This window comes from Leucobacter chinensis, from assembly GCF_019049105.1.
GTDB lineage: Bacteria > Actinomycetota > Actinomycetes > Actinomycetales > Microbacteriaceae > Leucobacter_A > Leucobacter_A chinensis.
Window position 1 is genome coordinate 22319 of record NZ_JAHQZR010000010.1, and the last position, 22757, is coordinate 45075.

Here is a 22757-nt window from a genome sequence, read left to right on the forward strand (position 1 = left end):
TGCCGCTGCCAGAGCCATTGTCGGGTACGATGCTACCGTGACCGCTCATTCGCCCACGCTCGGCGTCGTTATCAACCCCGCCTCTGGGCGCGGTCGAGCGCGTGCAGCCGGGCGCTCCCTGGTCACGGCGCTTACCTCGCTTGGGCTTCACTGCGAGGTGGTCGAGAACCCGAGCCGCGAGGGGTGCGAGCTTCGCGTCGCCGAGATCGCCGAACGGGTCGATGGCTTCGTGCTCGTTGGCGGCGACGGCCTCGTCGCGAGCATGGTGCAGCTCAGCGCGTTTCGGGCAAAACCCTTCGCGGTGTTTCCCGCCGGCACCGGCAACGACTTTGCCTCGGCTTTCGGCTTCGCTTCGTCGCCACGGGTGTTTAGCGAGCAGCTCATCGCTTCGCTCCCCCACCCGGTCGCGGTCGACGCCGGGACGATCGGTCACGCAAGTCTCGAACGGCCACTCTGGTTCGCAGCACACGTGTGCTTTGGCCTCGTTGCGAGAGTGAACGCAAGGGCGAACGCTTACCGGCTTTCGGTGGGATCACTCGGTTACAAGGTCGCCCTCGTGCGCGAGCTACTGCGTGGCAGGTTCGATCGGTACCGCTTCACCCGCGGCGGCCGGGTGCGCGACACCAGCGAGCTTCTCATGACCGTCATGAACACACCCATGCTTGGAGGGGGTATTCGCCTCGTGCCACAGGCAAGCCCTCACGACGGTTTGCTCGATGTCATCACCGTTGCGCGAGCAACCAGGAGACGCATCTTCAGCGTACTGCCGTTGCTCGCGACGGCCCGCCACGAGCACCTTCCAGAGGTTCAGATCGAGCGACACGGTGCTATGACCATCGGCGGTGACGACCTCGAGGTTTATGCCGACGGCGACGTGCTCGGGGTTGGCCCCGTTGACATCGTCGTGCAACCCGCAGCGCTCATGCTCTGGCGCCCCACTACTCGTCGGTAATTCGCCACTCACGCACGAGGGGCGCTTCGAAGCGGGTCATCGTCGCTTCAGTGCGCGTGCGCACGTCAGCGTCAAAGGCCTCACCCTGGCAGACTCCCTGAGGCGCGTCAGAGGCAACCGAGCACCAATGGTAGTCACCGTTCTGGCGATTCGTTGCCGCTGCCCAGGCAATGTCGTTCGTGGCCCAGGAGCCATCGTCCTGCTGAGCGAACTGCACCCGGGTGAACACGAACTCATTGTTCAGATGCCGCTCCTCTGGGGCCGACTCGCTGATCGCATTGCCGGTGCCGTACAACACCCAGGTGTCATTGATGACGTCGAAGGGCTGGGGAGCATGCGAGTGGTGATTCACGATGAAGTCGAAGGCACCGCTCTCGGCAAGCGCCGTCGCGTTATCGACCTGCTCCCAGTTCGGCTCAGTCGTGTACTCTGTGCCAACGTGCTGCGCTCCAATAACGATCTCGGCGCCCAGTTCACGGGCCTTCTGCGCCCGTTCGATCGCGAGCTCTGGCATGAGCGGGTAGTCGACCTGCCAATCGTGTTCGGCATAGAGCCCGTTCAACGAGAAGGTGGCTGCAACGATACCGATCTTCACGCCGTTGGCTTCAACGATCAGCACCTCATCGTCTTCTTCAGGGGTGCGCGCCGTGCCGGTGTGTTGAATGCCAGCCGCGTCGAGCATATCGAGGGTTCGCACGAGCCCCTCGGTGCCCTGATCGACAGCGTGGTTTGTCGCGGTGGTACACACGTCGTATCCAACGTCTGCCGCCGCAAAAGCCACCTCCGGTGGCACAGAGAACATTGGGAAGGCGCTGTACGGGCCGCCGAAATCAGCGAGCGGCGTCTCCATGTTGCAGATGTTGAGGTCGGCTCGGTCGAGGTATGGTTTCATGCCCTCCATGAGTGACGAGAAGTCATAATTGTGCCCCTCGGCCGTGGTGGGCACGGCGAAGCCGCTCCAGAGACCTTCATGAAACAGCAGGTCGCCTGAAACGGTCACCGAAACGCAGTGATCGGTGGGACACTCAGGCCCCTTGCCCGGCTGCTCGACCGGTTCTGGTTCGGGTTCTGGCTCAGGGGCGGGTGCCTCTTCGACCGGTTGAGGAGCCTCTGGCTCGGGTTCGGGGGCACAGCCCGTGAGTGCAAGCAGTACTGTGCCGACAATGGCACAGCTCGTCAACATGAGTCGCATAGGCTTCAGTGTAAAGCAAAAGAAAAGACCGAGCCACAGAACGCCTCTCGGCGAAGGTCCGCTCGAAGCGGCAAAAGATGGAGCCCGGGGTTACTGTGGCCCGGCGCTTTCTAGTGTACTAGACCGGTGCGCCATGCCCTGGCCCCAGACCGAAAATCTTCAGCAATCTCTGAAAAACGGAGTGCCTGCCTGGTGAGCCTCGTCGCCTGTTGCTCGTCGGTTACTTCTCGGCGATCAGCGAGATCGGCAGCGCCGACGGCAAAGACCTCGCTCGCACTCGCAGCTCGCTCTAGGGCAATCGCAAAGTCACCGGTAAAGGCTCCCCGCAGAATCTCGTCACACATAAATCGCACCGTCTCTGGAGTGATCGGCACCTGGGCCCCCGCAACAATGGGGTCAATGGTCGAGATCGCGAGATTCCCGTGGTCGAACATGACGCTTGCCTGCTCAGGGTCGCCAGAGACGACCGTTTGCAAAAGGTACAGTCGCCACAGCAAGCCCGGCAGCGAGGCCTCGTGGGCGTTCGACCAGAGACGCGCAATGTCGTCGATACCCTCTGCCTCGACAAGGCGCAGCACTCGCTGCACGAGGTCAGGGTCGGCCATACTGTGCACGCGGTCGAGCAGAGCCCACGCGGTGTCGTGGGCAGCGGCGACTTTCACCGCGGGATCTTCGTCACCAATAAAACGGTCAAACATCTCGCCCGGCTTCACGACAGGCCTCACAAATTCACGCTGCACGACGACCACCGTACCTGAAAAGGCTCCACGTCAGCAGACCGAAGACCATGCCCCAAAACGCCGAGCCAATACCGAAGATCACGACCGGGCTCGCAGCGACAAGAAACGTTACGCCCGTCGCAATGCGCATCTGCGGATCGGCGAACGCCGCGGCGAGCGATGACACGAGGGTGCCTATGAGCGCGAGACCAGCGACCGTCTCAATGATGCCCGCGGGCGCAACCGCGACCGCTGCGGTGAGCAGGGGTGTCAGCGCCGCAAGCACGAGGTAGGTGTACCCGGCGGTGTGGGCGGCGATCCACCGCTTTTCGGGGTTCGGGTGTGCCTCTGCTGACGACGGCAGCGCCGCGGTGATCGCGGCGAGGTTAATCATGTGACCACCAGCGGGAGCACCGGCGACCGTGCCGACGCCCGTAACGAGCAGCGATTCACGCCACGGAACCTCGTAGCCCTGGGCCTTCATGATGGCGACACCGGGAACGTTCTGCGAGGCCATCGTGACGATGTAGAGCGGCACAGCAATACCGATAATGGCTGAAGCCTCAAAGGTTGGCATCACAAAGACTGGTTCAACGGCAGGAACGCTAAAGCCCTGCCCGCCGGCAATCACGGCGCTCGCAATGAGCACGAGCGCGAGCCCAAAAGCTGCAGGGGTGGCCCAGCGAGGCAAGAAACGTGAGAGCACGAGCCACACGACGAGAATGGGAGCAACCCAGAGCGGGTTATCGGCGAGAGCGATGACCGGTTGCAAACAGATCATCATGAGCACACCGGCAAGCATCGCCTGCGCCACGCTCGCAGGAATCGCCTGAATGAGCCGCCCCAGCATGGGCCAGGCAGCGGTAAGCACCACGAGCAAACCACCCACGACGAAAGCCCCGATCGCTGCGCTCCATCCGCCTGCCACCCCAGCTGTCGCGATGAGAATCGCAGCCCCCGGCGTCGACCATGCGGTGAGGAGCGGAGCCTTATGGCGCCAGCTCAACCAGATTGTCGCGAGGCCCTGGGTGACATTGAGAGCGATAAGGCCGAGCGTTGCCTGTGCAGGTGTGGCGCCGACGGCGGCGAGACCCGCGAGTACGACGGCAAATGAACTCGTGAACCCCACCAATGCGGTCACGATGCCAACGCTGACTGGCTGTGCGAGTGAATCTTTCACAGAGCCATTATTGCAGTGCTCAGACATGTTGGCGCACTCGGCGCTGTTGCACACGCTCCTCGAGCGAGAGGGCCAAGCTCTCTTCTCACGCAATCGAAGCCGCTGGTTTCGTCACTTTTGAGCCACTTGGTCTATTTCGCCCCTGAGAAATGTGGAATGATCGAGAGGTGAAAGCTCTCTCAATCCAATCATCAGTTTCGTACGGCCACGTCGGCAACTCGGCAGCCGTGTTTCCTCTGCAGCGCATCGGCATCGATGTCATGCCCGTCGCAACCGTCGCGTTCTCGAACCACACCGGTTACGGCGCGTGGCGTGGCCCACTCATGAGCGGCGAAACCGTGCGCGAAATTGTCACCGGCATTGACGAGCGCGACGGGCTCGCTGATGTCGAGTTTGTACTCTCGGGTTACCAGGGCGGCAACGATATCGGCGATGCCATTCTCGACGCGGTTGCCCTCGTCAAGGAGCGCAACCCCAAAGCGATCTACGCGTGCGACCCCGTGCTCGGCAACGCCTCATCAGGTTGCTTCGTTGCTACCGAGGTACAGGAGCTCATTCGTGACCGAGTGATCCCGAAGGCCGACCTCATCACCCCAAACCAGTTCGAGCTCGGCTTCTTGACGAACACGAACCCGCAGACCCTCGATGAGACCCTCGCTTCGGTCGATCTCGTGCGCGAACTTGGGCCAAAGCACGTGCTCGTCACGAGCGTTGCACGCCCCGACCGTCCTGAGAACACGATCGAGATGCTCGCCGTGACCGATGAGGGCGCGTGGATCGTGCAGACCCCTCACCTGCCGATGAAAGCGAACGGTTCGGGCGACGTGACCGCCGCCCTCTTCACTGCTCACTTTGTAAAGACCAATGATGCGGCCCTCGCCCTAGCGAAGACCGTGTCGAGCGTGTTTGCTCTGCTCGAGAACACCCTGGCTTCGGGCGAACGCGAGCTGCAGCTCATCGAGTCGCAGGAGGCCTACGCTCACCCAGAGATGCAGTTTGAGGTGCGCAAGATTCGCTAGAGCCCATAGCGGTCAACGACCGCTTCGAGATCGTCGAGGTGCTCTTCGACGAAGCGAGCCTCATACTCGTCACGCACCTCGGCGATCCTCTCGCTCCAGCCGATCGACTTCGCGCACGTCGCGTCAGCGGTCGCAATCGCAACTTCTAACTCACGGAATTCGGCAAGTTCTGCTTCGCTCGGGTCGCCGAGTTCCTGCAGATTCTCACGCACCTCTTCGGAAACGTCTGCTCGTTCGGTGCTCCGAATCGGTCGCTCCTCACGCATGCACGCGGCCCACTCGACGTTGAGAGCGACGCTGCGAGCGTCGGTTGAAATAGTTTCGGGCAGCGCTCCGAGTGCTGTGACCAGGTCACGAAAATCGTCATCCTGGTAAATGCGTGCCGGGTCATGATCCATCGTAAAAAGCTGAGCCTCGCTACGGCAGCCCTCAAAACCATTTTCTTGGGTGCCGTCAAGAGCATCGAGATATGCCTTCTGCTTCGTTGTACTGAGCTTCTCAAAGTACTCAGCGTTGGCGCCCGTCACCTCTTGCAGGTTTTCACCGAGTTGGGTGACATAGTCATCGGTCACCCCGTAGCCGCTCTTCTCAGCGGCCTCGAGCACCTCGTCATCGCTCATATCGCGTTCGGCCTTTTTTGCAGCCACCTCAGGCTTGTAGTCGAAGCCGTTAAAGGCCATGCAACCAGCGATAATGCTCTCGGCGCCGGCCGCGCGCTCTTGTTCGTTCCACACCTGGTCGATATACCAGCTGAGCGGGTGCTCTTCAGGCTCGACTTCTTCGGTCTCGCTTGGCGGGAGAACCGGGGGCATCGGCAGTTCGGGCGCGCAGGCGGTGAGCGCCAGCGTACCCACCATGAGGGTCAGGGCAGCCCAACCTACCGAACGTCGTTTCTGCAAAAGCGCTTTCCCCCGACTCAAAACTGTGATGGTGAGTGCCGCTAGCGAGCGTCGCGCAAGGCGTCGACGGGCTCGATGCGAGCAGCCTTTAACGCCGGGTAGGTGCCCGCCGCTAAACCTACAATAGCGCCAACCACGACTCCGGCGGGCGCAGCCCACCACGAAACAACCGGGGTCCACTCTTGAATGACCGAGATAATGAGCAAGCCAATGAGCCCCACCGAGACACCGATAAGCCCGCCGAGAACACCCGTAATGAGCGACTCGAGCATGAACTGCTGCGCGATGTGTTTCGTGCGAGCACCGAGTGCCCTGCGCAACCCGATCTCTGAGCGTCGTTCAGCGACCGACAGCAGCGTCACGTTGGCAATGCCGATGCCACCGCCCAGCAGCGCAACCGCGCCAATCGCGATGAAGAGCACATTGAAGTCAGCCTCCATGCTGCCCTGCAGTTCGCTCATGCTCGCGGGGGCACCAATCTTGAAGCCCTCAGGACTGTTCGGGTTCAAGGCGATGGGAGCTTGCTTAGCCACGACTGGGCCCGCACCAATCTGAATACGAATGTCCAGGTTTTGCGGCTTCGTGAGACCAAGCTGTTGCCGAGCCGTGGTGATGGGAACAATGGCCGAGTCGAGCAGCGTTTCGCGCACCCCCACCTCGTCGAGAATACCGATCACGGTGTAGGCACGATCGTCGATAAAAATGGCCGGTTGCCCGGTCACTCGGTTGATGCCGAGCTTCTCGGCGGCTTTCTTGCCGAGCACCACGACACGATCACCGCGTTCAGCGTGACCTTCGTCGAAAAAGCGGCCGGTCGACAGCGATCCGCTCACCACATCCATGAGACCGGCAGAAGCTGCAATCACCTTTGGCGGCGCCTCAGGGACGGCTCCTGGGTCTTGCACCTGCACAGCGTCAACGCTGAGCCCCTGAGAAAGCTCAGCAATGAGCGTTGAGCCTTCAACACCAGCGATCTGCGAGACTCGCTCGACCGCGTCCCAGGGCAGCCGCTGTGTGACCCGCTCTGTATTCCCTGGGCCATCAGCCTTGCCCGGTTCAACCGTCACACGTGTCGCAGTGACCGAGTCAAATTTTTGCGAGATCTGGCCTGCGGCGGTTTGGGCGAGACCGATTGTCAGCACGAGTGAGGCGATGCCGAGCACGGTGCCCACGAGCGTAATGATGAGTCGTGAGGGCCTTGCCGCGACCCCTTCGAGCGCCTCGTGCACGAGGTCTTGGGTGGTGAAGCCTGTTTTGACTCGTGAACGACGGGGCCGCCAGGAGAAGCCTGCGAGCCGTGACCGGCGCGATGGCTCCTCTGTTTCGGTTTGTAATTCGTTCACTCGATCTCCAACAATTCTCCGTCGCTAATACGCACGCGACGCCCAGCAGCCTCGGCAACAGCCTGGTCGTGGGTAATCATAATGATGGTGAGTCCATCGGCCCCAAGCTCATCAAAAAGCCTCATGACTCGCCTCGAGTTCTCTTTATCGAGGTTGCCCGTTGGCTCGTCGGCAAGAAGCAACTTCGGTGAGGTACTCACGGCGCGGGCGACAGCCACTCGCTGCCGCTCACCACCAGAGAGTGTGCTCGGCGAGAAGTGCACGCGGTGGCTCAGGCCAACCCGCTCGAGTGCGGCGAGGGCGAGCTCTTTGCGCTCGGCCTTGGGCACTTGTGCGTACGCCGTGGCAAGCATGACGTTGTCGAGCACCGTGCGATGCGGCAACAAGTGGAATGACTGGAACACAAACCCGATCTGACCACCGCGCAGCTCGGCCCGCTCATCTTCTGAAAGCGTAGAAGTGTCAATGCCCTCAAGCAGGTAGCGTCCTGTGCTCGGCCTGTCGAGCAGACCGAGCGTGTTGAGCATGGTCGATTTACCCGAGCCAGAGGGACCGACAATCGCCAGGTAATCGCCGCGCTCAACCGTCAGGTTAACGCCACGCAACGCGTGCACTGCGGGAGGCCCAGGAAAAATGCGCGTGATGTCGTCGAGCACCACGAGCGGGCCATCGAGTTTCGCTGGCTCCACTAGCGACCCACAACGATCTTGGCGCCCGACTCAATACGCTTGTCACTCGCACTGATCTCGACAAATCCGTCGGCAGCAAGCCCAACCTTCACCTCGATGATCTCGGTTGCGTAGGGGTCTTTCTTTGTCGGCGTGAGCAGCTCAATACGGTTGTCGCCAGCCGAACCGGCCGACAGAGCCGCGATCGGCACCGCGAGCACCTCACCGTCAGTTGCTTCAACCGGAACTCGCACGCGCACGTTCGTTCCGCGAAGCGCCTCGATCTGTTCTGACGTAAGCTCACCCGGCGCAAAGGTCACGGTATAGCGGCCACCCGAGTCACCGCCCTGAGATCCTTGCTGCTCGCCGCCACCTTCATCATTCTTTTTACCAGCCTTGGGCTCGGTGATTGCCGAAACCTTGGCTTCAAGCTCATCACCGTCGGGTCCCGGGAAGAAACCAACAGTATCTTTTTTGAGCAGTTCAGCGTCTTGCTTCGCAACGGTTCCAGAAATGGTGAGCGTCGCACCTGAAACGCTCATGGCATTGTTTTGCAGCACGTCGCCGCGCTTCACGTAAACACTGTCGACGCGCCTTGGCAAGGAGGCAACAAAGACAACCTCGCTCGAAGGGAGCGATGGTAAGACCGCGATCTGCGCCTCGCCGAGCTCACGCTGAGCGTCGCCAAGGGTCTCGTTCGCAGTTTGCAACTGCGCGAGTGCAACTGATTCGTCTTGTTGTTCCTCACGAGCAGCACGAAGATCGGCTTGCGCCTGCGAAACGCCGACGTTCGCGTCGCGCACTGCCCGCTCGGCGCCACGTAAGGCATCGCGCGCCTCTTCTCCTCCGGTGGGAGCGTCGTAGCCTGCACGCTCGTAGAGTGCCTGCACGCCCCAAGCAGTATCGTTTTCAAACACGTCGCTTGACTGGTCGCCAGCCCAAATATCGAGCGCCGCAAGGGCCGCTTTGAGCTGCGCAACGTCGGGGCCGCGCAGGCCAACGCTGAGGTTGCGGTATGCCGGCAGCTCGCCGGGAAGAACGAGCACCGGGCGACCAGCAACTTCGAGAGCAATATTGCCGCTCTCAAAAATCGCACCCTCGTCGGGCACGTGGCCGGTTACAACGGCACGCTCTGCGAGCCCCGCAGTATCGATCTCAAGCTCAACCGGGTCAGCATAGGTGACCTCGCCGCGCATCACGACGGTGTTTTCAATTGCGCGCTTCTCGACCGGCGCCGTGATGGGGCCGGCCTCGGGTGCCTCGGTTCTCGCGGCGAGTTCAGCCGGCGAGACGATGAACTGCATGACAAGAATACCAGCGAGCAGTGATACCACCGCGACACCGGCGATGAGCGCGACGAGTCTCGGCCCCGCCCATGCTTTCTTTGAGGGAGCCCCTGCTTCATCACCGTCTTGGGCGTTTGCCTGCTTACGCTTCACTGCTTCAGCTTTGCGTTCTGCACGCTCCTGAGCGCGTGCGGCTTTTACCTCACCCTGCTCACGTTTTTTCTCAGCACGCACCGAGTCCCTGGCTTCGCGGGCCGCGACCTTGTCAGCTCTGGCCTGTTCCTGCGCGGCGGCTTTTGCCGCAGCCTTCTCGTCTTTGCTGAGGGGCTGCTGCGATTCTTCACTCACTGAGGCCTACTTCTTCTGCCCGTATTTTGCGACCATGGCATCAAGCTGAGCCTTGTTCTTGTCAACGAAGGCCTGCGAGAGGTCGATGTCGACATCACTGTTGATCTTGTCCCACTTCAGCTTGTCAGCGCAGGTGAAGTCGGCAACAGCAACCTCGATCTCGCGTTTCTGAAACTCGTCTTTGACGTCCTGTGACGGTTCTTTCCACTCGTCATTCTCACCGTTGTTCGCATTGAGCTCTTCGGTCTTCTCGTTCCACTCTTCCTGGAGAGATTCCTGTGCGAGGTTACGATCGCTGTAGTCGCTTAGCCCTTCTTTGGCCATGCACTCAGCCCAATCACCGTTGAGCTTCTTGATACGCTCGTCGTCCTGCATATCGTTGTACAGGTTTTCAATGTCTTGCATCAAATCAGTGAATTCTGGATCTTCGTAAAGATCCATGGCGGGGTTGTTTTGGGTCTCTTTTTGCGCTTCACCGTAGCAGCCCTGGTCGAGTGAATCCCAGTCAAAGTCTCCGCCCTCTTCGATCAGTTCCATCTGCTCATCGGTGGGCCCAGGGCCCGAAAGCGCTTCGTAGTAGGCCTGCTGCTCAGACTCGCTGAGCGACATGACGTAATCCTCATTGGGATCGAAGTATTCCTCTCCTTCATCTTCAGAAGGAGTAGGCATATCGTTCATGCCAGGCCAGTCGACAATGCCGTACCCGTACTCTTTAGCGAACTCGAGAGTGCCCCACTCAGGCCCCGAATCTTCTTCGGTGTCTTCTTCTTCGTAGACGATGACACCGCCATTGGTGTCGGGCTTATACTCGAACCCCTGCTTCACCATGCACTCAGCAATGAGGGCCTGCTCATCAGCGTGCTGCTTGTCATAATCTTCTTGAGTCATATCTTGGCCCGCGTAAATCGCGGTGAAGTATGGAGTGAGAGGATGATCTTCATCATTGGGCTCTGTGTTTGACGAGCAACCGCTCAGCACGAGAGTCGCAGCACCAACGGTGGCGAGTGTTGCAAAGATGAGTCTGTTCCGGCGCATGTTTGGCCTTTCAAATAACGCTTTGGCAAGGAATCTCCCGGCCCCAAAAGAGAGACATGCACCGGCGTACGCCAACCACATCTGCTGGGAATCCTACCCGAGAGCCCCCACCGGACTACCCGTAATTCGGCACTTTCCAAGGTAACCATATGGTCACGATGTGTGCCGCGTTCTTGGCCGCACGCCTCGTCAGTCGACCTGCAGCCTGCGCGCCCCGGGCCCTTCTCCGGCGAGCGTATCGCCGGGATTCAACACCCGACAGGTGTTGAGCGACAGGTGTTGAGCGACAGGCAACCGCACTCAATGCACTCGATGACTTCTGCTTCGAGAAGCTCAGTTGGCGTGTAATGCATCCTGTGCCTCACTCTCTGTTCGGGCCGAGGCACACCCATGAAGTTCACTTGGAGTAACCACGGAACTTCACCGGCCTGCGCTGATCGTCAGCTTGCAGAATTGCCCAACCGAAAGTCCCATATCTCACATCGCTTGACTTCAAGTGCACTTGAAGTTTTACCGTTAACCTCATGAGTCACCATCATCCAGATTCCACCACCCCAGACACTGCCCCAACGCCGCTGCCAGCTCACTCCGGAACTAATTGGAGTGCACTCTTCTCGCGACAGTACTTCTCAGCAGTTCTCGTCATGGCGAGCGGCGTCGCCCTCTACGCCATGAACCTCTACTTCACCGCGGCGCTCATGCCCTCGGTTGTTGCTGACCTCGGCGGCGAGCGCTATTACGCATGGGCCTCAACTGGCTACCTCATCACCGCGGTCATCGCGACCATGTTCGTGAGCAGACTCATCGGCACACGGGGCGCTCGTCGCTCCTATATCGGCGCCTACGTCTCGTTTGCTGCGGGAACGGCGCTCGGCGCCCTCAGCCCAACCATGGAGCTCTTCATCGCGGGCCGCGCGCTCCAGGGCATCGGCGCGGGCTTGCTCACGGGGCTTGGCTACGCGACGATCCGCTCGGTGTTGCCGGCACAGCTCTGGATTCGCGCGACGAGCCTCATCACGGCCATGTTCGGCGTCGGGGCTCTCGTAGGCCCGATAGTTGGCGGATCCTTCGCGCAGGCAGGCACCTGGCGTGCAGCCTTCGGGGTGCTTGCCGCCCTCGCCCTCGTGCTCGCCGTGGTCGCATTCAAGACGCTGCCCGCGAAGCGGCCTGATGCGCAGGCAGCCGCACCGCTTCCCATCGCGTCAATGACCACGCTCGCCCTCACGGCGGCCGCACTGAGCCTCAGTTCGATTCTTTCGGGAGCATTCGTGCTCGTGATGATCGGGGCGGGGCTGCTGCTGCTCACCGCTTTTCTTCTCATCGACTCACGGGACCAACACGGGGTGCTGCCCCGCCTCGCCTACCAGCGCGGCAGTTCGCTGAAGTGGATCTACCTCACCGTGGCCACGCTCTGTGCCGGGGTCATGACCGAGAATTTCATACCGCTGTTCGGGCAGCAGCTTGGCGGGCTCTCGCCGCTCGTCGCGGGCATGCTCGGGGCGACCCTGTCGATCGGCTGGGTCGGCGGGCAGCTCTTCAGCGCCAACGTGGGTGCAGCGACCGCGAGGGCGCTCGTATGCACGGGACCGGCACTTCTCACGGCGGGGCTCACGGGCTACGGCCTGCTGCTTGTCGCGGGGGCCAGCACCACCACGGTTATCGTCTGGGCGGTGTTGCTGCTCGTCGCGGGAGCGGGCATCGGCCTCGCGTTTCCGCACCTCACCGTCGCAGCGATGAGCAGTAGCGATGACCCCGGCGAGAGCGCGAAGGCCGCGGCCGCCGTGAGCACAACGCAACTCATCGCGTTCACGCTCACCTCAGCGCTCGCGGGAAACCTGCTCCTGCTCGGTGGCGCCGACCCTGCCGCCTCTGCGCGGTGGCTCGTGCTGGGCATCGCGGTGCTCACAGCGCTCGGTATCGGCACCGCGTTCGCGGTCACGAAAAAGCGCCCACATCACGCGAGGCCGTAGCTGCGCACCCGGCACACTTCAGTGAAGCCGAGCCTGCGGTACAGCCCCTCACCGTCGGGCGAAGCGGTGAGCACGCAAGCGTCGGCGCCGGCTTGCGAGGCAACATCGATCGCGGCACGCGTCAGCCGGGAACCGATGCCCCGCGACCGCCATTCAGCGTCGACGATGACGTGTTCGACCGCCGCCGAGGCTCCCACGACCACGGCGGCGGCGCAGCCAATCACCGCGTCGCCGCTCCTGGCAACGAGGTGGGTCACGGCCCTGTCGCCCACGGCACCGGCGAGACTCGTGAGACCCGCGAAGGGCGCAAGCGCCGCGACGATGCGCGGCACATCATCGGGCTGAGCGTCTTCGGCAGCCCAGAACGCCGCCCACTCGATGAGTTCTGCCTCGGTGCGGCACACCTCAAGACGCACCCCGTCGTCGCCCGCTTCGCCCGTGGCGGGCTCGGGTGCGAAGCTCTCGGCCGCGTTCACCCCGGTGAGGGGCAGCACCATGAGCGGCTCCTCCTCGATGAAGCTGAGACCGGCATCGCGAGCGGCAGCCTCAGTCTCGGCGTACCCCTCGGTCTCTGGCCAGAGCGCCCAGAGCGCCGGCACCCCGTGCATGCGTTCGAGTGACCGATCGATCTCGCCCGGCGTGACCCAGAGCACTCGGTTGAGCTCGGGGTGCGGTGCGCCGGTACGTGCCCAGGCGAGCGTGGGGCTCTCACCCCTGCGTACCCCTCGCACGAGGTGGGTCTCGAGAAAGTGATGGCGAGCCGCAATGGTCATTGCTTCGTCTTGCATGGTTTCGACCCTAGTCGATCACTCGCGCCCCGCACTTGCCGCCCACAAGCGTGCGTATGCCCCGCCAGCCCCAAGCAGTGTCTCGTGATCACCGAGCTCGATGAGCCGCCCCGATTCGAGCACCGCTATCTCATCGGCGATGAGCGCTTGGCTCAGCCTGTGAGCGATGATTACCGCGCTGCGGTTAGCGATCACCGTCGCGACGGCGTCGTCGAGACGGGCGCTGCTGGCACTTTCGGCGTCAGCAGTCGCTTCGTCGAGAATGACAAGTTCTGGGTCGGCGAGCAGCGCCCGTGCAAGCGCAACCTCCTGGGCCTGCGCCGCGGTGAGTTGAGCACCGCCAACGCCAAGCACGGTATCAAGCCCCTCGGCAAGCAACGTGGGAAGCTCTGCTGAACCCAGCCGCTCGAGCGCCGCGAGCAGTTCACGGTCTGTTGCGCCGGGGGCCGCAAGCGCGAGATTCTCGCGCAACGAGCCAGCAAACACGTGCGGCTCTTGGGCCAGCGTCACGACCCTGCGTTCGTCAACCGAACGCTCGAACCGGCCTCTCGTTGGCTCATGAACGCCGGCGATGACTGCCGCGAGCGTCGATTTTCCTGACCCCGTTGCCCCGACAACCGCCAGTACCCCGCCACGGGGAACCGCAAGCGAGATGTCGCTGAGCGCAGCACGCCGCCCGTCGTACGAAAAACTGACGCCGTTCAGCTTCACTGCCATCGTTTCACTCGTTGGCTGCGCTGTTACTTGTCGGCAAGGATTCACGGCTTCACCTGGCGGATCATCTCGAGCCGAGGCCGCGAGCGTGACCCCGATCACCCGCGCCAGCGAGGCAAGGGCCGACTGGACGTCGTCAAGCACCCCGAGCAACCCCTCGATGGGAACCACAATGCGCACGAAGAGGAGCGCCGCGGCGGTCACCTCGCCCGGGCTCACCTCGCCACGCATCGCCAGCATAAGGCCCACCGTGAGGCACGCGCAGAGCCCCACCGCCTCGGCGATGTTGAGCCTGCCGAAGAGCCGATTTTGCACGATTCTGGCACGCATTGCCCAGCGCACGGACTGCCACCCTGCAGCACCAATACGGTCAAGCTGCGTGCGGGCGAGGCCGTGCGCCCGCACCGCGCGAAGCTGGGTCAGCGTGTCGAGCACGGCCTCGGCGCGCAGCGATTGCTGCTCTCGCTCGGCGGCATATACCGCGGGGGCCGTTCGAAAGTACCAGCGAAGTGTCAGGAGGTAGAGCGGAACGGTGAGCGCGAAGATGATGAGAAAGCGCGGGTGAATCGTCGCGACGCCGCCTCCCGCAAGGAGCACCGTGAACGCCGAGACACACAACCGTGGAAGCGCTTCTGGCAGGCTTGCTGAGATGTGCGCGATATCGTCTGAAGCCCTCGTCACCGCGTCTCCCGGCCCCGCGAGCTCGATGGTCGCTCGGGGGAGCCTCAGCGCCGCCCCGACGTAATCTTCACGGAGTTGCGCGATGAGTGTCTCTGCAATGCGCGCGAGCAGCGTCGCCGTACATACCGTGAGTGCACCCGAGGCGAACGCGGCCACCACCATGAGCGAGGCAGCAGGCCACATCGCACTCCAGGCCCCGTTCACAAGCGGCGCAGTTTCGATCACGAGATCAACGAGCCTGCCCATAACGAGGGCGAACACGAGCGCCGCCGCGGCCTGAGCGATGCAGAGGCCGAGCACGCAGGCGAGCGCGAGCCGACGCCCGCGAAGTCTTCGCCAAAGGTCTCGCGTCACCTCGGCCCCACTGGCAATCGGCAACAGTACCTGGTCAGCCATCGTCTTTGCTCCGCTCGAGGCTCACCTCGCAGTGCCCACGCGGCGAATCGTCAAGCCCGGTGTGTGGGCTAATCACCCGATCGGCAATCTGGGCAAACGCCAGCGAATCGGTCACCACGAGGGTGCGCTGCCCCGCTCTCAGGTCGCGGATCGCACGCGCAATACGCACCTCGGTTACCGTGTCGACCGAACTCGTCGGGTCATTGAGCACGAGCACGTCGGGGTTGGCGGCGAGCGCCCGGGCTAAAGCGATGCGCTGGCGTTGGCCGCCCGAGAGCTCACGGCCGCCACCCCTCACCTGACATTCGTACCCACCGGGCAATTCGGCTTCGGCGAGCGCAGCCGCGGTCAGGGCCGTGTGCGCTTGGCTCGGCCAGGGGTGATCCGCCTGCAAGGCAACATTCTCGAGCACCGTGCCAGGAAACAGCGCCGGCGAGCGCGGGGCGACAAGCAGCCGCTCCCGCAGCGCTTCGGGGCGGTATTCGGTAATAGCGCGCGAGCCATATCTCGCCTCGCCCGTTGCGGGAAGACGTTCGAGCGAGAGCAATGCGCTCAACTCAGCCGCTTCGCGCTTGGTGAGGGAGCAGACAACGAACTCAGTGGCGCCGATCTCGGCAGAGAGGTACCGCCCCTCACTCACCTCAAGTGAGGTCAGGCTCAGCCCACTGCCCGATGCTCCCAGAGCCGCTTCACCCGACGAAGCAGGGTTTGCCCCGGTTGCGAGCAAGGCCGTAATGCGCCCGGCCGAGGCCTGCGACACGGCCCAGAAGGCGCCCACCGAGCTCGTGAGCGACTCAAGCGGCCCGATGAGTGCGACTGAGATACCCGCGACGGTGACGAGATCACTCACCGAGATGGTGCCACATAGCGAGAGCCAGGTCGCCGCGACCGCGATGACCGCCGCGCTCAGCTGGGTCAACGCGTCGGTGCTTCCTTCGAAAGCGGCACGAGCCTCGCGAGCGCGAAGCGTCGAGCCGAGGGCAGCACGACTCTTTGCGCGATAGCGACTCGTCGCTATCTGTTCGGCGTGCAAGCCTCGAATCACCCGGAAACCCGAGATGAGATCGGCAGCGCTCGCCGCAGCATCGGCGACCTCGGCCTGTTCGGCGATGCTGCGGCGCTGCAAGGGGCGCGCGATCAGGGCGCTAAACATCAGCACGAGCGGGAGGCCGACGAGAACCGCGATGCCGAGACCCAGGTGAATCGAGCAGAGCACCGCAACACCAACGCCGAGACCGATGAGTTGCGCGGGCGGGTACACAACGAGGTAGAGCACGAGGCATGCCCGATGCACGTCACCCGTGGCGACCGCAAGCAGGGCACCGGGGTGACACTCGTCGCCCGAGAGGCCCCGCTCATCGACGAGACGTTCGAGCACCCGCTGCGTTAGCTCGTACTTTGCCCGTTGTACTCCGAGCCAGCCCAGGCGGCTGCCGAAGCGGTTACCCAGGTTCATGAGCACAAAAAGTCCGATGAGTGAGCCGAACCCCATAATAATCGCTGGCCACAGCAAAGCGAGAGCTCTTCCAGATGCCGCCGGGGCGATCACTGTCTCGACAATCGTTCCGATGCTTACGGGCACGAGCATGCTCGCCACATCAAACAAGACGATGAGCCCCGCGGCAGCGACGACGGTGCCACGAACCGAGCGAAAGATGTCACGGCTCAGCTGCCCGGCTCCGATGCGCGACCGAGGTGAAAGGCGGGGCTCGGCGGGCGGGTGCTCGGGCGCTTCGAACTTACCCCAGGTCGCCTGACCCTTTCGCTGAGCCACTGGGCTAAGCGCGAGCCGTCAGAGCGTAGATCGTTCGACCCCACCCAACCGTGTCTTGCGCGCTCAGTTCGAGGCCTGCCTCGGCAAAGAGGCTCAGGTATTCCTCGTGAAAACGTGCGCTACCGCCGCTCAGAGAGAAGAGCAGGAGGTCCTCTTCAAAGTCGTGGTCGTGAGCCTGGTCGGGGTCGAGCACACTACCGAAGATGATGAGGCGGCCACCCTCGGTAAGGCTCGCTGCTGCCTGGCGCAGCATGAACACGGCATCGGCATCAGAGAGCGTCTCAACCCTCGCGCAGATGAGATAGCCATCGGTCGGCTCCTGTCTCACCTCAAGCAGACTTCCCGGCTCGAATACAATGCGCTCATGCTCAGGGTGCACCGTGCTCATCGCTGCGAGTTCGCTCGGCGCCGCGAGCACGCTCACGCGCAGTTCTGGGTGCACCGCGACCATGCGTTCAGCGAACGCACCGGCCGCTCGGCCAGCGACGCGCAACGATGCGAGCCCTTCGAAGAGCGGCGACGCTGCAACACTTCCGGTGACATAGACCGCACCCTCGGCCTCGTGCTCAACGCGCTTGAGAATCGCCACGGGGTCGCTCTGCACACTCTCTTCGAACCCGGCCCCAAACCAGGCCGCATGGTCTCCCTTGCCGGTTCGAATTGCCGCTGGCAAGGCGAGAAGGCCGTGGAGTTCGCGATGGCCCTCCGGGCCGTCAAGCGAAAGAATCTCACCGATGAACTCGTTTTCGAGTTCTTTGCCAGCCTGCGTGAGTGAGTAGCGCCCGTCATCGTGCAGCTCGGTCAGCTCAATAGACTCGAGATATCGCAGCATCTTGCCGAGGCCTACGGGGTCGGTCTCGGTCGCCGCAGCGAGTTCGGAGACGGTGCGTGGTGCACTGTTGAATGCGGCGGCGAGCCCGATGGTTGCCGCAATGCGAATGGTGACGGCCGGCATGATCTCGCTGAGCTGCAAAAACTTCTCTTGGGCGCTCTCACGTACAGCCTCGTCGGGAACCGCGTTGTCGCTCGTCGATGCCACGACCTCATGTCGGCGCCAATACCCCGTTACCTCGACCTGATCCTTGCCAAGGCCGCGCTCATTGCGCAACCAGCGGCGAATCGGGGTGAGGGTGTGCGTTTCACCCGCGACCCACGCGAAGGCCGTTCCTGGCCACCATTCGGCCCCGGTGATCGCATCGTAGAGAAGCGTCGTCGTGCCGGGTTCTGCGCCGTCTCGAAAAAGCCAGGTGACCTGAACGCCGGGAAGTACTGGCAGTTCTTGGCGGTGCGATTGCTCGGCGACTTCGATGAAGACCTGCCCTCGCGCACCCTCTGGCCACTCTTCGAGCCAGCGGCCAATGGCGGGCAGCGCGGTTTCGTCGCCGGCAATAAGCGTCCAGTCAGCGCTGGCGGGGTGGCCCGACGAGGCTTTGGGTCCGGCGATCTGCATAAGGTCGCCTGGCTGGGTGCGCCGCGCCCACGTGCTCGCTGCGCCGACGCCGTGCAACACAAAGTCGATATCAATCTCACCAGCCTCGGGGTTCCAGCGCCTCACCGAGTACGTGCGCATGACGAGATGTTCGTCGTGGCGTGGCCACACGAGCAGGCCATCAGCCTGGGTTGGTCCAAGCGCAACCTCGGCGTCGGGGTGCTTGAGCAAAATTTTGAATTCGTCGTCAACACCGTCAGAGCGAAACGCAGCGACGTGGTACCCGTTCTCGGCCGTGTGTGCGGCAAGTGACGGGCCGCCCAGGGTAACGCGGCGCATACCCGGGGTTACATCAACGACGCGAAGCACGCTCAGGGTGCGGGTCGTGAGCGGAAAAACGTCAATTGGGCGCAAACTCCGGGCCATGCTGGTTCCTTCGGTAACGTAACTCGGGCCGACAAACATCAGCCCTAAGATAGGTTAGGCTAACTTGGTTTTATGGCGCAGAGCAGAACTCGACAGCTACGGCGCCCAGCCCGACAGAAAGGAGCACGGTGACCCCGAGCACACCCACCGCAGGAGGCCCAGCGCTCAAGATCCCGCTACACATTCCCGCGGTCTCGGTTCCTGAAATTTGCCACGACGACCAGCACATGGCGTTCTGGCAGGTGCGCGGCTCAACCCTCTTTCGGCACGCCGGCCGCAGCACCGTGCTGCACGAGGGCGAAGTTCTCTGGTTACCGGTCGAGACGCCCCACGCACTCGAGGTGAGGCCTGATTCGGTCGTGTTCCCGTACTGGTTTCCCATCGACCATACGGCGACCGTACTGCGTGAACCAACGGTGGTGCGCATTCTCGAGAGGGAACAAGACATGTTCCTAGCGCTCTACCAGAGCCGCAGCACGATCATTCAGCCCGGCGCCAACATTCAGCGCCAGGTACTCTCAATTCTCGAGCGGGGAGCGTCGATGCCAGAAGACCTTCCCTTGCCCACAACGCCAACCGCAGCAGCGGTTGCGGCTGCCCTCCTGCTCAACCCCGGCGACGAGCGCAGAGCCGTCGACTGGGCGCTCGAGGTACACACGAGCTGCCGCAGCCTAGAGCGTGCCTTTGTCGCAGAAACCGGGCTCACCTTTCGCGAGTGGCGCCTTCGCTGCCGTATGCATCTCGCAGCAAAACTCTTGCGCTCTGACGCCTCGGTCACCTCGGTCGCCTTTCGCGTTGGCTACCAGCACCCGAACAGCTTCGCGAGAACATTTCGCGGCTTTTACGGGGTAAGCCCCACCTCGTTTGCCGCTGAACCAGCGGGGCCCGAAACGGTTCTCGGGTCGAGTGGAACAACCGTTGGCGTTCCCGTCACCTGATCGGGTAACACGAGGCAACGCAGACCAAACACCCGCTCGATAAGTTCGGGCGTGATGACCTCGGCTGGCGGCCCCGTCGTCACGACCTGACCGTCTCGCATCACAATGAGGTGGTCGGCATAGCGTGCCGCCTGGCCGAGATCGTGCAGCACCGCAACGAGCGTTTTACCGCCCTCATGCAGCGTGCGAAAAAGTTCAAGCAGTTCGTACTGGTGTGCAATGTCGAGAAACGTCGTGGGCTCATCAAGCAACATAATCGACGTTTGCTGCGCGAGAAGCATCGCAACCCACACGCGCTGCCGCTGACCACCAGAGAGCTCGTCAACGAGCCTGCCAGAAAGGTCGCTGAGGTTTGTGGCGGCGAGTGCGGCTGTCACGGCATCTTCGTCGGCCTGCTGCCATTGCTGCAGAAGTGACTGGTGAGGGGCCCTGCCCCTGGCTACGAGATCAGCAACTCTGATGCCGTCGGGAGCAAACGAGGTCTGGGCGAGCAGCCCGAGCTCACGCGCGACCTCTTTTGCGCGCATCGACGAGATGGCACGACCGTCGAGCAGTACACGCCCCTCGGCCGGGGTGAGCACGCGAGCGAAGGCTCTCAAGAGCGTCGATTTTCCGCACCCATTCGGTCCGATGATGGCGGTGAACGACCCCGCAGGAATCGCGGTCGTGAGGTCACGTGAAATCACGCGACGGTCGTAACCGATGGTTGCGTGTTCAATACGCAGCCTGCTCGAGGGGTCACGGTCAAAGGGTTCTTGATGGTCGTGCATGGGGTACTTTCTTCGAAGGGCTACGGTCAGGTCGAGCTCGCCGCACCAACACGGCGCGACTCCCGAATGAGCAACCAGATGAGGTAGAGGCCGCCGAGACACACGGTGATGAGGCCCACCGGAATGGCGCGGTACGCCTGAGCGATGAGAAGCGAGACGAGGTGCGCGGTCGCCAGCAGCGCCGCACCCATTGCAGCCGCCGAGAGCAGGCTTGTCCCGGCCGACTTGGCGATGCGCTTCGCTAGCTGCGGGGCTACGAGCGCGATAAACCCGATAGGGCCCGCAGCAGCGGTGACGAGCGCGGTCGTTGCAACGCCGAGCACGAGTAACGCAAAGCGGGCCGGCCCAATGCGTAGCCCCTGGGCGACCGCAACGTCGTCGCCGAGCTCAAGCCTGCGCAGGCTCGGCCCGAGACCGACCGACGCGAGCACGAGCACCGCGGCGATCATGAGCGAGGGGGTAAGCGTTGCCCACGAAACGCGGGTAATCGAACCGGCGCCCCAGAAGCCCACGGCAATCGCGTCGGTCGAGTCAGACCGGGTGATCAGGAAGGAGTTGATCGAGCCCAGGATCGCCGAAATGCCAATCCCGACAATGATGAGCCTGAAGCCTTGAAACCCATTGCGATACGCCAGCGAAGCCACGAGTATCGCGGTGGCGAGGCCCCCAACGAGCGCCGCACCGGCGAGGGCCCAGGCGCTCGCGTTACCGAAAACGAGAATCATGACAACAACGGCCGTGTACGACCCTGCATCAAAGCCAATGACGTCGGGAGAGCCGAGTGGGTTGCGCGTGAGCGACTGGAAGATGGCGCCGCCGATACCGAGTAACGCGCCAAAGACCGCTGCGGCGATCGCAACCGGCAAGCGCCACTCGAGCACGATCATTCGGTGAAACTCATCGCCAGCGCCCCCGAGCACCGCGAGCACTTCACGCACCGTGAGCGGAAAATCTCCGAATCGAATGGCGACAATCGCCACGCCAACGGCGACCACGAACAGGAGCGCCGAGACACCGAGCACACGGGTCGAGAAACGGTGCGAGGTGAACCGGGTGCGCACGACCCGTACCCGGGAACCAAAGTCGACGGGTCGCGCTCCCCCGCGCTGAGCTGCCGTACCTCTCACATTCATAACCCGCTCGACTTTCTTCCACGCACGAGTGCGATGAGCACGGGGGCTCCGATGATGGCGGTCAGCACGCCCACCTCAATCTCGCCGGGTCGCGCAATCACGCGCCCTAGCACGTCGGCTGCGAGCACGAGCACCGGTGCCGCGAAGGCAGAGGTCGCGAGAATCCAGCGTTGGTCTGGACCGAAGATCCACCGCATAATGTGTGGAACCATGAGCCCAACAAAGCCGATGCCGCCTGTGAGCGCGGTGCCGCCTCCGGCGAGAAGGGTCACCGCAATGATGACGAGCACGCGGGTGCGGGCGACCCTCGCGCCCAGCGTCGCCGCAAGCTCGTCACCGAGCGCGATCGAGTTCAGCGGGCCTGACACGAGTAAGGCGATGACGAGCCCCACGACGATGAGTGGTAACACCGCGAGTGTGTCGCTCAGCTCGGTTCGCTCGATCGACCCCAGGCCCCAGTTGCGCACCGCCCGAAACGTATCGGGGTCAATGAGCGAAAGAAAGGTCGAGAAACCGTTGAGCACGGCGCCGAGCGCGACGCCTGCGAGAACAAGCGTTACGGGCGACGCCGGACCGCGACCAGCAGAGCCGATGAGGGTCACGAGCAAGGTCGCGAGCGCTGCACCAGTGAATGCGTACCACACGTACTCGCTCGCGGTCGTCACCCCGGTGATGCCGATGCCGACGGTCACGGCAAAACCGGCCCCCGCGTTCACGCCGAGAATGCCCGGATCGGCGATCGGGTTGCGCGTGAGCGCCTGAATGAGCGCGCCTGCCACGCCAAACGCTGCGCCAACGACAATGCCTGCGAGCGTGCGGGGCGCCCGCAGGGTCCACACGATCGTGGCCGCTTCTGATCCGTCTGGATGCCAGAAGGCTGCCCAGGTCTCTTCAACGCTCAGTATCTTGGCGCCGAAGGCGAGACTCGCGGTCGCGGCGAGCACGAGGGCACCGACGATCACGAGCATTCCTACCGTACGTCGCCGAGCAAGGCTACGCACGGCGACTGCGCCGGGCAGGGCCGTCGGTGGACCGCCCTGGTTCGTAGCATTGACGCTGAGAGGGGTCATAGTGCTGAAGCTTTCTCGTGTGCATGA

At 62.9% G+C, this 22757-nt stretch carries 19 protein-coding genes; 4 read left to right on the plus strand and 15 right to left on the minus strand.

Annotated elements, in window-relative coordinates; all coding sequences use genetic code 11:
- Positions 1 to 37: 37 nt before the first annotated feature.
- A complete protein-coding gene (locus tag KTJ78_RS10365) occupies positions 38 to 952 on the plus strand; it encodes a diacylglycerol/lipid kinase family protein (RefSeq protein WP_217135435.1) in 915 nt (304 codons plus the stop codon).
- On the opposite strand, the gene KTJ78_RS10370 is transcribed toward KTJ78_RS10365, so the two are convergent.
- From KTJ78_RS10370 to KTJ78_RS10380, 3 genes are all read right to left on the minus strand, one after another.
- Positions 939 to 2144, minus strand: coding sequence for a CapA family protein (locus KTJ78_RS10370; protein WP_254259606.1), 1206 nt, complete (start codon positions 2142 to 2144; stop codon positions 939 to 941). The genes KTJ78_RS10365 and KTJ78_RS10370 overlap by 14 nt on opposite strands.
- 110 nt (positions 2145 to 2254) lie before the next feature.
- Positions 2255 to 2884 (minus strand): hypothetical protein, encoded by a 630-nt coding sequence (locus KTJ78_RS10375; protein ID WP_369808066.1) that lies wholly within the window; start codon positions 2882 to 2884, stop codon positions 2255 to 2257.
- Complete coding sequence (locus tag KTJ78_RS10380) at positions 2874 to 4043, minus strand: benzoate/H(+) symporter BenE family transporter (protein ID WP_369808067.1); 1170 nt, start codon at positions 4041 to 4043, stop codon at positions 2874 to 2876. Before KTJ78_RS10380 ends, KTJ78_RS10375 begins: the two co-directional genes overlap by 11 nt.
- Before the next feature lie 167 nt (positions 4044 to 4210).
- Here KTJ78_RS10380 and pdxY point away from each other — a divergent pair, with 167 nt between their 5' ends.
- Positions 4211 to 5062 (plus strand): pyridoxal kinase PdxY, encoded by an 852-nt coding sequence (gene pdxY, locus KTJ78_RS10385; RefSeq protein ID WP_217135439.1) that lies wholly within the window; start codon positions 4211 to 4213, stop codon positions 5060 to 5062.
- Here pdxY and KTJ78_RS10390 read toward each other — a convergent pair.
- From KTJ78_RS10390 to KTJ78_RS10410, 5 genes are read right to left on the minus strand one after another with little or no spacing between them, the layout of a single operon-like run.
- Positions 5059 to 5961 (minus strand): hypothetical protein, encoded by a 903-nt coding sequence (locus tag KTJ78_RS10390; RefSeq protein WP_217135441.1) that lies wholly within the window; start codon positions 5959 to 5961, stop codon positions 5059 to 5061. The two genes, pdxY and KTJ78_RS10390, sit on opposite strands and share 4 nt — an antisense overlap.
- A gap of 41 nt (positions 5962 to 6002) precedes the next feature.
- A complete protein-coding gene (locus KTJ78_RS13990) occupies positions 6003 to 7304 on the minus strand; it encodes an ABC transporter permease (RefSeq protein ID WP_217135443.1) in 1302 nt (433 codons plus the stop codon).
- The gene (locus KTJ78_RS10400; protein WP_217135445.1) at positions 7301 to 7993 is read right to left on the minus strand and encodes an ABC transporter ATP-binding protein; all 693 of its coding nucleotides are present in this window, start codon (positions 7991 to 7993) and stop codon (positions 7301 to 7303) included. The genes KTJ78_RS13990 and KTJ78_RS10400 overlap by 4 nt, the downstream gene beginning before the upstream one ends.
- A complete protein-coding gene (locus tag KTJ78_RS10405; RefSeq protein WP_369808068.1) occupies positions 7993 to 9606 on the minus strand; it encodes a hypothetical protein in 1614 nt (537 codons plus the stop codon). The genes KTJ78_RS10400 and KTJ78_RS10405 overlap by 1 nt, the downstream gene beginning before the upstream one ends.
- Before the next feature lie 6 nt (positions 9607 to 9612).
- On the minus strand, positions 9613 to 10641 hold the full coding sequence (locus tag KTJ78_RS10410; protein ID WP_217135447.1) for a hypothetical protein: 1029 nt from the start codon (positions 10639 to 10641) through the stop codon (positions 9613 to 9615).
- Between the two features lie 524 nt (positions 10642 to 11165).
- Between KTJ78_RS10410 and KTJ78_RS10415 the strand changes: the two genes are divergently transcribed.
- Positions 11166 to 12611, plus strand: a complete 1446-nt coding sequence (locus tag KTJ78_RS10415; protein WP_217135449.1) for an MFS transporter — start codon at positions 11166 to 11168, stop codon at positions 12609 to 12611.
- Here the strand turns inward: KTJ78_RS10415 and KTJ78_RS10420 are convergent.
- Genes KTJ78_RS10420 through KTJ78_RS10435 form a run of 4 tightly spaced genes read right to left on the minus strand, consistent with a single transcriptional unit; the run spans position 12596 to position 18819 of the window.
- Positions 12596 to 13399, minus strand: a complete 804-nt coding sequence (locus KTJ78_RS10420) for a GNAT family N-acetyltransferase (RefSeq protein WP_217135451.1) — start codon at positions 13397 to 13399, stop codon at positions 12596 to 12598. The two genes, KTJ78_RS10415 and KTJ78_RS10420, sit on opposite strands and share 16 nt — an antisense overlap.
- A gap of 18 nt (positions 13400 to 13417) precedes the next feature.
- On the minus strand, positions 13418 to 15190 hold the full coding sequence (locus tag KTJ78_RS10425; RefSeq protein ID WP_217135452.1) for an ABC transporter ATP-binding protein: 1773 nt from the start codon (positions 15188 to 15190) through the stop codon (positions 13418 to 13420).
- Entirely contained in the window at positions 15183 to 16964 is a 1782-nt protein-coding gene (locus KTJ78_RS10430) for an ABC transporter transmembrane domain-containing protein (RefSeq protein ID WP_217135454.1), read from the minus strand. The genes KTJ78_RS10425 and KTJ78_RS10430 overlap by 8 nt, the downstream gene beginning before the upstream one ends.
- 4 nt (positions 16965 to 16968) lie before the next feature.
- Entirely contained in the window at positions 16969 to 18819 is a 1851-nt protein-coding gene (locus tag KTJ78_RS10435) for a siderophore-interacting protein (RefSeq protein ID WP_217135456.1), read from the minus strand.
- Between the two features lie 128 nt (positions 18820 to 18947).
- Here KTJ78_RS10435 and KTJ78_RS13995 point away from each other — a divergent pair, with 128 nt between their 5' ends.
- Positions 18948 to 19757: a helix-turn-helix transcriptional regulator gene (locus KTJ78_RS13995; protein ID WP_217135458.1), complete on the plus strand. Its 810-nt coding sequence runs from the start codon at positions 18948 to 18950 to the stop codon at positions 19755 to 19757.
- On the opposite strand, the gene KTJ78_RS10445 is transcribed toward KTJ78_RS13995, so the two are convergent.
- From KTJ78_RS10445 to KTJ78_RS10455, 3 genes are read right to left on the minus strand one after another with little or no spacing between them, the layout of a single operon-like run.
- Complete coding sequence (locus tag KTJ78_RS10445; RefSeq protein ID WP_217135460.1) at positions 19661 to 20527, minus strand: ABC transporter ATP-binding protein; 867 nt, start codon at positions 20525 to 20527, stop codon at positions 19661 to 19663. The genes KTJ78_RS13995 and KTJ78_RS10445 overlap by 97 nt on opposite strands.
- A 26-nt stretch (positions 20528 to 20553) precedes the next feature.
- A complete protein-coding gene (locus KTJ78_RS10450) occupies positions 20554 to 21660 on the minus strand; it encodes a FecCD family ABC transporter permease (protein ID WP_217135462.1) in 1107 nt (368 codons plus the stop codon).
- Entirely contained in the window at positions 21657 to 22730 is a 1074-nt protein-coding gene (locus tag KTJ78_RS10455; RefSeq protein WP_217135464.1) for a FecCD family ABC transporter permease, read from the minus strand. The genes KTJ78_RS10450 and KTJ78_RS10455 overlap by 4 nt, the downstream gene beginning before the upstream one ends.
- Positions 22731 to 22757 lie beyond the last annotated feature (27 nt).